Raw genomic sequence first — 13,024 nt, forward strand, 5'->3', positions numbered from 1 at the left:
CAAAAGCGCGCATCTTCTTTCGAAATTGGTGCTGTCATATCATCCCCGCCAGAATAGCCCGCCCCTCGGTGGGGCGGGCGTTGGAACTGGTTAGAAGTCCATGCCCGGACCAGCGGCAAGGGCGGGGGCGGCGTCCTTCTTTGGCTTTTCGGCGATCATCGCTTCTGTTGTCACCAGCAGACCTGCGACCGACGCCGCGTCCTGGAGCGCGGTGCGCACCACCTTGGCCGGGTCGATGACGCCCTGGGCAAAGAGATCACCATACTCGCCGGTCTGGGCGTTCCATCCGAACGACAGATCGCTCTTTTCCCGAAGCTTGCCAACGATGATGGAGCCTTCGGCACCGGCATTCTCAGCGATCTGACGCACAGGTGCCTCGATCGCCCTGCGAACGATGTCGATGCCAACCCGCTGATCGTCATTGGCCGTCGGTAGACCGTCCAACGCCTTGACCGCACGAAGCAATGCTACGCCACCACCAGGCAGAATACCCTCTTCGACGGCTGCACGCGTCGCATGCAGAGCATCGTCGACGCGGTCCTTCTTCTCCTTGACCTCGACTTCGGTAGAGCCGCCGACGCGGATGACGGCGACACCGCCCGCGAGCTTAGCAAGACGCTCCTGCAGCTTCTCGCGGTCATAGTCGGAGGTCGTTTCCTCGATCTGGGCGCGGATCTGGGCCACTCGTCCGTCGATCTCGGCCTTGGAACCAACGCCGTCGATGATCGTCGTGTTCTCCTTCTCGATCGCCACCTTCTTGGCCCGGCCGAGCATGTTCAGCGTGACGTTTTCCAGCTTGATGCCGACGTCTTCGGAGATGACCGTTCCGCCCGTGAGGATGGCGATGTCTTCGAGCATGGCCTTGCGACGATCGCCGAAACCAGGGGCCTTGACGGCCGCAATTTTCAGGCCGCCGCGCAGCTTGTTGACGACGAGCGTTGCGAGGGCCTCACCTTCAACGTCTTCGGCAATGATCAGCAGAGGCTTGCCGGACTTCACAACAGCTTCGAGCACAGGCAGAAGAGCCTGCAGGTTCGACAGCTTTTTCTCGTGGATGAGGAGGTATGGCTCCTCGAGCTCGACCCGCATCTTGTCCTGATTGGTCACGAAGTACGGCGACAGATAACCGCGGTCGAACTGCATACCTTCGACGACTTCCAACTCGGTCTCGGCGGTCTTGGCTTCCTCGACGGTGATGACACCTTCGTTGCCGACCTTCTCCATCGCTTCGGCCAGATACTTGCCGATCTCCTCGTCGCCATTGGCCGAGATGGTGCCGACCTGAGCTATCTCCGAATTGCTGGTGATCTTGCGAGCGTTGGTCTTCAGCTCCTTGACGACTGCATCGACAGCGACATCGATGCCACGCTTCAGGTCCATCGGGTTCATGCCCGACGCAACCGCCTTAGCGCCTTCCTTGACGATGGCCTGGGCGAGAACGGTCGCAGTTGTCGTACCGTCGCCGGCCAGATCATTGGTCTTCGACGCCACTTCGCGCAGCATCTGCGCGCCCATGTTTTCGAACTTGTCTTCCAGTTCGATCTCTTTGGCGACGGAAACGCCGTCCTTGGTGATGCGTGGCGCGCCGAACGACTTGTCGATGACGACGTTGCGGCCCTTGGGACCAAGCGTGACTTTTACCGCATTGGCAAGAACATCGACGCCACGCAGCATGCGTTCGCGGGCATCGGTGTTGAATTTGACTTCTTTCGCAGCCATTTGTTCACTCCTTCAATAGGCAGCTTTTTGACTGATAGGGTTGCCGGCTGATGCTCAGGCAGCGATCTTCTGCTCAGCTTGGGCTTCGATAATGCCCAGGACGTCACTTTCCTTCATGATCAACAGGTCTTCGCCGTTGATCTTGATTTCGGTGCCTGACCATTTGCCAAACAGGATGCGATCGCCCGCCTTGACGTCGAGCGCCTGGATCTGGCCGGCTTCGTTGCGCGCACCAGGACCGACGGCGACGACCTCGCCCTCGGATGGCTTTTCCTTGGCGGTATCCGGAATGATGATGCCGCCTTTGGTCTTTTCCAGGGAATCGACCCGGCGGACGAGAATGCGATCGTGAAGTGGTCGGAACGACATGTTTTCCTCCATTGGACAAAAAAGATGACGCAAAATCCCCTACCGGACCGGGTGACCAATCCGGACGGGTGCGAACCTCATTCGAGCGTTCGCGGGCAAAATTTATTTTTGAGATTTTTCGATTTCAAGAGGGTGAACTGAAAAAATTAGCACTCGGCCGCATCGGCTGCTAACGCACTGCAATCGTTGAGTAAAATCGACAAGAATAATGGTTCTATCTTGAAGTCCCTCATAATTTGGGTCACCTTAGCATTGTCACGAAACGGAGATGAAGCATGCAATTCTCATCGGACATTGATCGACAGCTCAAGGGCTACGGCCACCACCGCACACATCCTCTATCGCATCCCAGACTTTGAATTCGCTCTTCAGACCTATGTCTGGCAGGACTACGATCTCGCACCTGATTTCCCCGAGATGCGCAAGTTCCTGGATTTCTGGAAGACCTCTCTCGATGGGCCTTTGCATTCTGTTCGTTACAGCCACCAGCGCCTGATCGGGCCGAATGAATGGCGACGCGTCGATGGCGAATTCAAGCTGCAGTGAACCTTGAATTCGATTTCTCGCTCTCCTAGCTGAGCGGCGGCCGAGGCTTGATGAGCTCGGTCGCTTTTCCACGTCTGTATGGAGTCGAGACCGCATGGAACAGAATATCGAGATCATGAAAAACGCGAGCGTTTCCGAAAGGGAAGAAATCATTATCGATTTCGCCCGGTGGCTCGAGACAACGTCCCAGGATGCATTGGTCTATGGCGAGGGACGTTTCGCCTTGATGTCTGCAAACTTGGCTCAGGCGATCCGTGCCAACGCTGATGACCTTGCGCGCGACACGCCTGAAACGGCGGCGCGCCTGTTGCAGCAGGCATGCGCAATGATATCGCAGTTCAAGGCAACTTATCCCCATCGCGTCCTAAGCCGCTCGATCCACTGATACCGTCGATTTTTTTCGCGACAGATCTTGAATCGAAAAATCGGCAAACCAAAATCGAATGTCGCCAGCCGCTCAACAATGGGCTGGCTTTGCCGGGAGCGCCGCTTTTGGCATTCCCGTACCCATGTTGCTTCAAGGAGGATATGGCTATGGCAACATCTTACGACTACGCACCGCTCTACCGTTCGAGCGTCGGCTTCGACCGGATCTTCAATCTTCTCGAAAACGCCCAGCGCGCCCGCTCGTCGAACGACTGGCCGCCCTATGATATCGTCAAAACGGATGATGACACCTACCGTATCTCGATCGCGGTCGCGGGCTTCGCTCAGGATGATCTCGACATCACCTTCCAGTCCAATCTGCTGACAGTCACGGGCAAGAAGCAAGACTCTCCGTCGGAGGACTACCTGCATCGCGGTATCGCAGGTCGTCCGTTTGAGCACCGCTTCGAACTAGCTGATCACGTCCGAGTGAACGCGGCCGACTTGAACAACGGTCTGCTGACGATCGAGCTCGTTCGTGAAATCCCCGAGGCTCTGAAACCGAGGAAGATTTCGATCCAGAGCACGCCTGCATTGACGTCGGTCGCTCCAGCACAGATCGAAGCCCAAAAAGCGGCGTGATCCTGAAATTCGTTCATTGGGTCAGGGCGCCATTGCGATGGCGCCCATCAACATTGCGGGTAGGGAAGGAGAAAACGATGAAACCCGATATGTTCAGAGAACCCGTCACCATTCTGGTTGGCCTCGGGTTCCCGGCGCAAGTTCGAGGGGTGACAGATGCTTACCGACACCTTGTTGAGTGGCCAGGCTCACTCAGGGACAGGGCTCACGCTGTCGCCTTGAACGCGTGCCAGGCAGCACTGCATGGCGAGATCGAATCGGAGACGGCGCGCGGCCTTTTCGTAGCGTTCGCAGAGAAGCACGAGCTTCTTACGACTGAGACGCCGGCGGTTGTGGCAGCTCGGTCGCGTAGCGACACAGATCCCCATGTGCAGTGAGGGGCTCACCAGGTCCCCACATGCAGGAGCATCTGCCCAGCGATTTTATAAAAAACTCCGCTCACAGTCAAAAAAGACGGGCTCTGCTAAAGGTTCCCGCTCAGCACTCTTTGCCGTCGAGTTGGACAGGTTTTGCGTTGGCTCGGCGGTATTTTGCTCATCCACCAGACCACTGTCCGCCCTCACAACTCGTCATTGACGGCATTGTAGGTTCGTTGGAGCCAATCGGGTTGTCACGGCTTTTGAAGAAGTAACGATGGCAACCTCGTCACGACGCGACGTGACACAGAGACGGTTTGATTGAGGGCTGTCGAGCAGTGCTAAACTTGCTTGCGGGTCGTCTTATTCAGCTGCTTGAAGACGGAATGCCGTTTTAGGCTGCTCGATCTCGCTGAGGATCTCGAAGTCGTCGATCATGAAATGCTGATACGATCCCGGCACCGCCAAGGTCCAGAATTCTCGACTTGTGCCAAATATCGTAGAAACCTTCACAACCGTAAGACGCCCCTCGTTATGTTTTACGGAACGAGCCCAATAGAATGCGTTCGGAACCAGATTGCTCATGTCGCTACTCCTGTCAGACAGGATCGTACGAGAGTAAGTCGGGAAGACACTACGAAAATGAGACGCTCAGGTAGCGCTGTCTCCAGGTTTCAGACACGAACGAAAAAAGTCTTAGAAAAGTGTCAAGTGGGCGAGGGCGATGGCGCTTGAATTCTTATCCCAGAAAAACCATTTGACCGGCGATTTCTGTACGAATGGAGGTATTCGTGACGACAGTAGAAGAGCTGCAGCCCGAGCAACACGTATTTGCGGCCGACGTCAGCCGGCTCCTGCACATGATGGTGCATTCTGTTTACTCGGACAAAGATGTTTTCCTCCGGGAATTGATCTCGAACGCCGCGGATGCCTGCGAAAAGCTGCGGTATGAGTCCATTTCCAAGCCGCAGCTCGCGTCCGATGGAACCCCGCCGGCGATTCTCGTAACGCTCAATGAGGCGGCGCAGACACTCGTTATTGAGGATAACGGCATCGGCATGAACCGCGAGGAGATGATCGACGCGCTTGGCACGATCGCGCGCTCCGGAACAAAGGCGTTCATGGAGCGGCTTGAGGCGGCCAAGGCTGGCGAGAAGGCGGAGCTGATCGGCCAGTTCGGCGTCGGGTTCTATTCTTCGTTCATGGTCGCCGATCGGGTCGATGTCATCTCCCGCCGCGCCGGCGAGGGCGAGGCCTGGAAATGGTCATCCGACGGTAAGGGAAGCTATGACATCGTCGGGACCGAAGACGGGCAAGCACCAGCACGCGGTACGCGTGTCGTGCTACATCTCATGGACGATGCGAAGAAATACGCCAGCAAATGGACGGTCGAGAAGATCATTCGTGATCAATCCGGCCACGTGCCTGTTCCTATACGTCTGGTAGAAAACGAGGGCGCGGAGCCGTCACAGGTGTCCGATGGTGCAGCGCTCTGGCTCAAGCAGAAGAGCGAGATATCTAAGCAGGACTACGACGATTTCTATCGTAGTGTCTCGGGCCAGTACGATGAGCCGCTGGCTAACGTGCATTTCCGCGCTGAGGGCCGCCACGAATATACTACGCTTGCCTTCATACCGGGCTCTCAACCATTCGATCTGATCGATCCAGACCGACGGGGTCGGATGAAGCTCTACGTGAAGCGCGTCTTCATAACCGATGAGGCCGAATTGCTGCCGCGCTACCTGCGCTTTGTCCGTGGCATCGTCGACACCTCGGACCTGCCGCTCAACATTTCCCGTGAGATGATCCAGGAAAGTCCCGTGCTTGCCGCTATCAAAAAGGGCGTAACGAGTCGGATCCTTTCGGCTCTGGAGAAAATGGCTGAAGGCGAAGCCGAGACGTTTTCCAAAGTATGGGATCTGTTCGGCCCTATTCTTAAGGAAGGTATTTACGACGACTTCGAGCGGCGCGCACAGTTGCTGAAGCTGGCGCGCTTTCGTAGTACCGTATCCGATGGGGCAACTCGGAGCCTGGCCGACTATCTGGCCGGAATGAGGGAAGGGCAGTCGGCGATCTATTACATTAGCGGCTCCAGTCTGGACCAACTGAGATCGTCGCCGCAACTCGAGGGTTTTCGAGCCAAAGGGATAGAGGTGCTTTTCCTGACTGATGGCGTGGACAATTTCTGGCCAACTAATGTTGCGGATTTCGAGGGCAAGCCATTCAAATCGGTTACCCAGGGCCTTGCCGATCTGAACGCTGTTTCAAGGGCGGGCGGGGACGATGAGGCTGGCCGGCAAGCCTCTCCTAAAGTTACCGCGTTCATCGATTTCGCTCGAAGCGTCCTCGGCGAGGAAGTCGCTGACGTGCGTGTCTCCGATCGGTTGACCGAAAGTGCGGTATGCCTTGTCGCGTCGGAGCATGGGCCCGATCGCCAACTCGAAAAGCTCCTCCAGGGGGCGGGGCGTTTGCAGACGGCAACGAAGCCGATCCTGGAGATCAATGCCCAGAGCGAGCGTGTTAGAAGTATCGCCTCGATCGACGACCCGGCCTTCCGGGAGGATGCGGCTTGGCTGCTGCTTGACGAAGCACGCATTCTTGACGGGGACAAACCAGCCAATCCGCGGGCTTTTGCCGACCGACAGGCCAGGCTGTTTGCGCTGGCCATTGGGCAAGGCAAGTGAAAGGTCCTGGCGAGGTGGTCTTCGGCTGCCTAGCCACAAGCCTAGGCAGAGAAGGGTTCAGCGCGATCGGCGGTGTTTCGCGTTCTTCGGGAATGCACAGCGCTTCTCGGTTCACGATCTGAGGTCATCGCCAGCCGCACTCAGTGCACAGACCGCCAAACTTCTGTTATTTAAAGGATCTTTGAATACTAGGTTCGTTTGAACTTTGCGGGTCGAAGGTTCGGCTCCCATCAAGAGCCCAAGTGCTAAAGCCACCGTAGGGTGATACACAAGGATAAGCTCGGTAATCACCGCGCATAACGCTGTCACGCGCTATCTCTCTCAACCAGCTCGCCACAAAATATCCGGTTAAAGTCACGATCATCTTTTTCGCCGAGTACATGAACGAGATACTGCGTCATCTCGGTGAGGGGTTGACGGTAGGTGGTAAGTCGATAATTGGCGCTCGCTGCCTCGGGTACGTCATCGAAGCCGATAACCGCGATATCTTCGGGGATGCGCAGCTTGAGGCTGTGGCGAATGGCATCGATTGCACCTATGGCAAGCGCATCGTTTTCGCAGACAAGAATGTCAGGCATTTCCGGTTCCAGGCGCCCGGAAAGCGTCTGCTCGACAATTGCCGCGCCGAGCGCAGGATCATAAGCCGTCACGGCGACCGTTTCCGGCTCGCTGTCGAAATGCTGGCGCCAATAGTCGACAAATGTCTCTTGGCGCAACAGATGCGCCGAGGCCGTGCGCGGGCCGGCCAGGAACAACGGTCGCCGGTAACCGCGCTCATGCACGTAGTTCGCGATCTCCGTCATGGCGCTCACATCGTCAACCGCAATCGAAATCGTGTTGGGATTGCGTGAGGTGCGGGCGAAAATAATCAGCTTACGGAAACGACGTGCATGAAGGGCGGCATCGAGGACGTCGTCATCGAACTGGATGCCGATCAGGATGACGGCATCGACGCGGCGCTGGCTGGCATTTGCCAGCGCATTCCCCGTGTCGTCGCGGTCGATCGTGTTGACGAGAAGGATATCCCAGCCTGCGCGCCTCAGAATTCGCGTCAACCGCTCCATCATCACCAGCTTGTGCGGATTGGCGAAATCATCGATTAGCAATGCAACGAGGTTTGTCCTGTCCGAGGCGAGGCTGGCCGCCCGCAGATCCGGTACATAGCCCAAGCGTTCTGCGGCGATGCGAACCTTTTCGAGACTTTTGGGCGAGATCGAGGCCTCCTTGCGGAACGCGCGATTCACCGTCCAACGCGATACGCCCGCCTCCGCGGCTACATCGTCCGCCGTTATATGCCCCGAGAAGGAAGGTCTCTTTTCATTCGGCATTCAAATCCCCCAAACCTTCCCTGGATCGGTCGGTCTGCAATTTCATAGCGCATTTTCAAGGCGTTTGAAATTTATTCTGCTCACGGGAGCAAAACACCCTTGCTCACGGGAGCAAAACTTGCAATCCTTCGCTCGTGGGCAGTCGGGAGCTGCCTGATGGGAGGAAGAAAGTGCTGAAAGTCGGATTGCTCGGCGCAGGCCGTATCGGCCGCGTGCATGCCATCAATATCGCCGCTCACGCGCGCAGCCAGCTGGTTGCGGTCTCGGATGTCAACGCGGATGCGGCGCAGACGCTGGCCACGGCGCATGGCGCGAAAGCTTCGACATGGGATGCGATCCTGAACGACCCGTCGATCGACGCGGTTCTGATCGCCACGTCGACGGACACCCATTCCGATCTGATCGAAAAGGCGACCGCCGCCGGCAAGCGCGTTCTGTGCGAAAAGCCGGTGGATCTGTCGCTGGAGCGCGCGCAGCGGTGCCTGGCCGCCGTTGCGAAAACGGGCATCCCCGTCATGATTGGCTTCAATCGCCGGTTCGACCCGAATTTTTCCACATTGAAGGCGTCGCTGACGGCGGGGGAGATCGGCAAGCCCGAGCTTCTGTCTATCACCTCCTTCGATCCGTCGCCGCCGCCGGTTTCCTATGTGAAGGTTTCGGGCGGCCTGTTCCGCGACATGATGATCCATGATTTCGACATGGCGAATTTCCTGATGGGAAGCGCGCCGCAGAAAATCCACGCGGCCGGCACCTCGATCGTCGACCCCGAAATCGGCAAGGCCGGCGACGTTGATACGGCGGTGGTGACGCTCACCTATGCCGACGGCCGCATCGCGGTCATCAAGAACAGCCGTCGCGCCGTCTATGGCTACGACCAGCGTGTCGAGTTGCTCGGGTCGCAGGGGCTTCTGTCGGCCGGCAACGTTCTCGAAAACACCGTTTCAAGATCGACCGGCAGCGGCGTGGTCAGCGCCAAGCCGGAACTGTTCTTCCTCGAGCGCTACATGCGCGCCTATGTGGCGGAATGGGATGCGTTCGTCGCCTCGGCGCTCGACGGCGCCGCCGTGCCTGTTTCGCTGGAAGACGGCGTTGCCGCGCTGGCGCTGGCGGAAGCGGCAACGGAATCGGCACGCTCCGGCCAGGCGGTCCTGCTCGCGCAATAGGACCGGCGATTGCCTGTGTTTGCGGCCGAAAAGGGCCGATCCGGGATCCCTTGCAGTCGCCGGATCGGATCGCAAAATCGAAAGTTAGGACACGTCATGAAGGCACTCGATGTCATCACCATCGGCCGCGCCGGTGTCGATCTCTATGGCGCGCAGGTCGGTGGGCGCCTCGAGGACATGGGCTCGTTCGAGAAATATATCGGCGGTTCCCCGACCAATATCGCCTGCGGCGGCGCACGGTTGGGTCTGAAAACCGCGCTGATCAGCCGGGTCGGCAACGAGCATATGGGTCGCTTCATCCTCGAACAGCTCAAACGCGAGGGTGTTTCCACCGAAGGCGTCAGGATCGATCCCGAACGCCTGACGGCCCTCGTCATCCTCGGCATTCGCGACGACACGCAGTTTCCGCTGATCTTCTATCGCGAGAACTGCGCCGACATGGCGCTCTGCGAGGACGACATCGACGAGGATTTCATCGCCTCCGCCCGCGCTGTCGTCGTCACCGGCACGCATCTTAGCAATACCAGAACCGAGGCCGCCGTCCTCAAGGCGTTGACGCTGGCGCGCAAGCATGGGCTTCGCACCGCGCTCGATATCGACTATCGCCCCAATCTCTGGGGCGTCGCCGGCCATGGCGACGGGGAAAGCCGGTTTGTCGAAAGCGCAAGCGTGACCGCCAGGCTGCAAGCCACGCTCCACCTGTTCGACCTGATTGTCGGCACGGAAGAAGAATTTCACATTGCCGGCGGCTCGACGGACACGCTGGAGGCGCTGCGCGCGGTGCGGGCCGTGAGCAAGGCGACGCTTGTCTGCAAGCGCGGCCCCATGGGCGCGACGGCTTTCGAACATGCCATTCCCGACAGTCTCGACAAGGGGCAGGCAGGGCAAGGCTTTCCGATCGAGGTGTTCAACGTGCTCGGCGCCGGCGACGGTTTCTTCTCGGGCCTTTTGCGCGGCTGGATGACCGGCGAGGACTGGCCGACATCGCTGAAATTCGCCAATGCCTGCGGCGCGTTCGCCGTCAGCCGCCATGGCTGCACGCCGGCCTATCCGACATTCGAAGAGCTGCAATTCTTCCTCAAGCGCGGCGTGGTTCGGCCTGATCTGCGCAACGATCCCGAACTGGAGCAGCTTCACTGGTCATTGACCCGTCACACCCGCGTCGATGGCGACTGGTCGACGATGCGGGTCTTCGCCTTCGACCATCGGGTGCAGCTTGAAGCAATGCCCGGCTATTCGTTGAAAAAGGGGGCGGCATTCAAGGAATTGTGCCTCAAGGCAGCGCTTGCCGTGCAGGCCGGTAGGCCCGGATACGGCATTCTCTGCGACAATCGCATTGGCCGCTCCGCCCTGCACCGCGCCTCCGGCTCCGGCCTGTGGATCGGACGTCCGGCGGAATGGCCGGCGTCGCGGCCGCTGGAACTGGAGCCGGAACTGGGAAGCGATTGCGGAACGCTGAGCGAATGGGCGCGCGAGGATGTCGTCAAGGTTCTCTGCTTCTGCCACCCGGACGATGACGCGGCGACGCGGGCGGATCAGGAGGCGACCGTCAAGCGCCTCTTCGAAGCCGCTAGACGCAACAGGCTGGAATTCCTGCTCGAAATCATTCCCTCCAAGGTCGGCCTGACCGACGACCTCACGGTTGCGACCCTGATCGGGCAATTCTATGCCGCCGGGATCTATCCCGACTGGTGGAAGCTGGAACCGATGAAGACTGCGGTCGCATGGACCCATGCGATCGCCGCGATCGAAGCCCATGACCGGCACACGCGCGGCATCGTCGTGCTCGGGCTTGATGCGCCGGAGGCCGAGCTTTCGGCGAGTTTCGAAGTGGCGGCGGCATTCGGTCTGGTCAAGGGGTTCGCGGTCGGCCGTACGATCTTCGGCGAGGCGGCACGGCGCTGGCTTGCCGGCGAGGTGACGGATGCGGAAGCGGTCGCGGACATGTCGGCACGCTATCAGCGGCTTTGCCGGATCTGGGACGTGGCAAGGGACAAGGCACGGGAGCAGGCAGCATGACTTCGACGAGACTGACGGCCGCGCAGGCCATGGTGAAATGGCTTGCCGCGCAGATGACGGAAGACGGCGAGCGTTTCGTCGACGGTATCTGGGCGATCTTCGGTCATGGCAATGTGGCAGGTCTCGGCGAAGCCCTGCAAAAGGCGGGCAACAGCCTGCCCACCTGGCGGGGCCAGAACGAGCAGACCATGGCCCATGCGGCCATAGCCTTTGTAAAGGCTTCGAAGCGCCGCCGGGTGCAGGCGGTGACGTCGTCGATCGGCCCGGGCGCGACCAATATGGTGACGGCGGCGGCTCTCGCGCATGTCAACCGGCTGCCGCTGCTTCTCATTCCCGGCGATGTCTTTGCCAATCGACGGCCCGATCCGGTGCTTCAGCAGATCGAGGATTTCGACGACGGCACGGTATCGGCGAATGACTGCCTGCGCCCGGTCAGCCGCTATTTCGACCGCATAACACGGCCCGAACAGCTTTTAACGGCGCTGCCGCGGGCGTTGCGCGTGCTGACGGATCCGGCCAATTGCGGGCCGGTGACGCTGTCCTTCTGCCAGGATGTGCAGGCGGAAGCCTATAACTGGCCGGAGGCGTTTTTCGAGCCGAAAGTCTGGCGCATTCGCCGACCGGAACCGGATGCCGTCGATCTCGAAGAGGTGGCGGGCCTCATCCTTGCGGCGAAAAACCCGGTCATCGTTGCCGGCGGGGGCGTGATCTATAGCGGCGCCGAGGCAGATCTCGCCGAATTCGCCACCCGTCACGCCATTCCCGTCATCGAGACGCAGGCCGGAAAATCGGCGCTGGCGCAAAGCCATCCGATGAATTTCGGCGCAGCCGGCGTGGATGGCTCGGCGGCCGCCAATACACTTGCGCGAAAAGCCGATCTCGTCATCGGCCTCGGCACCCGCTTCCAGGATTTCACCACCGGCTCATGGTCGCTCTTCGAAGCCAGGGGGCGTCGGCTTGTATCGATCAATGTGCAGGCCTATGACGCCGACAAGCATGGCGCAACCGGCCTTGTCGCCGATGCGAAGGTTGCGCTTGCCGCACTCGGCAGGAAGCTCGGCGCCTTCACCGCACCAGCCCCGGATGCCGCCATCCGGACGGCCTGGCTTGCGGCCGTGGACAAGCATTGCGCGGCCCCCGAGGCGGCCGGCCTGCCAAGCGACGCGCAGGTGATCGGCGCCGTGCAGCGGGCGACCGGCGAGAGCGCCATTGCCATGTGCGCGGCAGGCACGATGCCGGGGGCGCTGAAGCTTCTGTGGCAGCCCAGCCAGGGCGGCTACCACATGGAATATGGTTTTTCCTGCATGGGCTACGAGATTGCCGGTGCGATGGGGCTGAAGCTCGCCAGCCCCGAGCGGGAAATCATCTGCTTCGTCGGCGATGGTTCCTACATGATGGCGAATTCCGAGCTTGCGACCGCCGTCATGCGCAAGGTGCAGTTCACCGTGGTTCTGACCGATAACCGTGGCTATGGGTGCATCAACCGTCTGCAACGCGGCACCGGCGGCGAGGCCTTCAACAATCTCTATCGGGATTGCAATGTCGAACAGCAGCCGCAGATCGACTTCGTCGCCCATGCCGCCGCACTCGGCGCGGCCTCGGTCAAGGCAAGCGATATCGCGGATCTCGAGCGGCAGATCGAGAAGGCCCGCTCGCGCGACATACCGACCGTCATCGTCATCGATACCGATCCGACGGATGGTCCGGGTTTCGGCGATGCCGGCAACTGGTGGGATGTCGCGGTGCCGCAGGTCGGCAATACGGAAAAGCTGAAACAGGCTTACGCGCGTTATCTCGAGAGCGCCGCCAAACAGAACACCGTCAACTGAGGA

Annotated in this window: 11 protein-coding genes and 1 pseudogene; 8 read left to right on the forward strand and 4 right to left on the reverse strand. The window is 59.6% G+C overall.

Going from position 1 to position 13,024, the window contains the following annotated elements; translation table 11 throughout:
* Positions 1 to 90: 90 nt before the first annotated feature.
* Positions 91 to 1,719: a chaperonin GroEL gene (gene groL, locus NCHU2750_RS26610; protein WP_119944827.1), complete on the reverse strand. Its 1,629-nt coding sequence runs from the start codon at positions 1,717 to 1,719 to the stop codon at positions 91 to 93.
* 54 nt (positions 1,720 to 1,773) lie between these two features.
* Positions 1,774 to 2,088, reverse strand: a complete 315-nt coding sequence (locus NCHU2750_RS26615; protein WP_119944828.1) for a co-chaperone GroES — start codon at positions 2,086 to 2,088, stop codon at positions 1,774 to 1,776.
* Positions 2,089 to 2,363: 275 nt separating this feature from the next.
* Here NCHU2750_RS26615 and NCHU2750_RS26620 point away from each other — a divergent pair.
* The 4 genes and pseudogenes from NCHU2750_RS26620 to NCHU2750_RS26635 all read left to right on the forward strand — a co-directional run bounded on the left by NCHU2750_RS26620 (position 2,364) and on the right by NCHU2750_RS26635 (position 4,019).
* Positions 2,364 to 2,634: pseudogene (locus NCHU2750_RS26620) on the forward strand (usg protein).
* A gap of 94 nt (positions 2,635 to 2,728) precedes the next feature.
* Positions 2,729 to 3,019: a hypothetical protein gene (locus NCHU2750_RS26625; RefSeq protein WP_119944829.1), complete on the forward strand. Its 291-nt coding sequence runs from the start codon at positions 2,729 to 2,731 to the stop codon at positions 3,017 to 3,019.
* A gap of 149 nt (positions 3,020 to 3,168) precedes the next feature.
* Entirely contained in the window at positions 3,169 to 3,642 is a 474-nt protein-coding gene (locus tag NCHU2750_RS26630) for an Hsp20 family protein (protein WP_119944830.1), read from the forward strand.
* 77 nt (positions 3,643 to 3,719) lie between these two features.
* On the forward strand, positions 3,720 to 4,019 hold the full coding sequence (locus NCHU2750_RS26635; protein ID WP_119944831.1) for a DUF982 domain-containing protein: 300 nt from the start codon (positions 3,720 to 3,722) through the stop codon (positions 4,017 to 4,019).
* Positions 4,020 to 4,361: 342 nt separating this feature from the next.
* Here the strand turns inward: NCHU2750_RS26635 and NCHU2750_RS26640 are convergent, their stop codons facing one another.
* The gene (locus tag NCHU2750_RS26640) at positions 4,362 to 4,583 is read right to left on the reverse strand and encodes a hypothetical protein (protein ID WP_119944832.1); all 222 of its coding nucleotides are present in this window, start codon (positions 4,581 to 4,583) and stop codon (positions 4,362 to 4,364) included.
* Between the two features lie 206 nt (positions 4,584 to 4,789).
* Between NCHU2750_RS26640 and htpG the strand changes: the two genes are divergently transcribed.
* Positions 4,790 to 6,682: a molecular chaperone HtpG gene (gene htpG / locus NCHU2750_RS26645; protein WP_245480546.1), complete on the forward strand. Its 1,893-nt coding sequence runs from the start codon at positions 4,790 to 4,792 to the stop codon at positions 6,680 to 6,682.
* 305 nt (positions 6,683 to 6,987) lie between these two features.
* On the opposite strand, the gene NCHU2750_RS26650 is transcribed toward htpG, so the two are convergent.
* On the reverse strand, positions 6,988 to 8,010 hold the full coding sequence (locus NCHU2750_RS26650) for a LacI family DNA-binding transcriptional regulator (RefSeq protein WP_119944834.1): 1,023 nt from the start codon (positions 8,008 to 8,010) through the stop codon (positions 6,988 to 6,990).
* Between the two features lie 170 nt (positions 8,011 to 8,180).
* Between NCHU2750_RS26650 and iolG the strand changes: the two genes are divergently transcribed.
* The 3 genes from iolG (at position 8,181) to iolD (ending at position 13,021) form a co-directional block, all read left to right on the forward strand.
* The gene (iolG, locus tag NCHU2750_RS26655) at positions 8,181 to 9,173 is read left to right on the forward strand and encodes an inositol 2-dehydrogenase (RefSeq protein ID WP_119944835.1); all 993 of its coding nucleotides are present in this window, start codon (positions 8,181 to 8,183) and stop codon (positions 9,171 to 9,173) included.
* Positions 9,174 to 9,269: 96 nt separating this feature from the next.
* Positions 9,270 to 11,192 (forward strand): bifunctional 5-dehydro-2-deoxygluconokinase/5-dehydro-2-deoxyphosphogluconate aldolase, encoded by a 1,923-nt coding sequence (locus NCHU2750_RS26660; RefSeq protein ID WP_119944836.1) that lies wholly within the window; start codon positions 9,270 to 9,272, stop codon positions 11,190 to 11,192.
* Positions 11,189 to 13,021 (forward strand): 3D-(3,5/4)-trihydroxycyclohexane-1,2-dione acylhydrolase (decyclizing), encoded by a 1,833-nt coding sequence (gene iolD / locus NCHU2750_RS26665; RefSeq protein ID WP_119944837.1) that lies wholly within the window; start codon positions 11,189 to 11,191, stop codon positions 13,019 to 13,021. The genes NCHU2750_RS26660 and iolD overlap by 4 nt, the downstream gene beginning before the upstream one ends.
* Positions 13,022 to 13,024: the final 3 nt, after the last annotated feature.

It is taken from the genome of Neorhizobium sp. NCHU2750 (genome assembly GCF_003597675.1).
Classification (GTDB): domain Bacteria; phylum Pseudomonadota; class Alphaproteobacteria; order Rhizobiales; family Rhizobiaceae; genus Neorhizobium.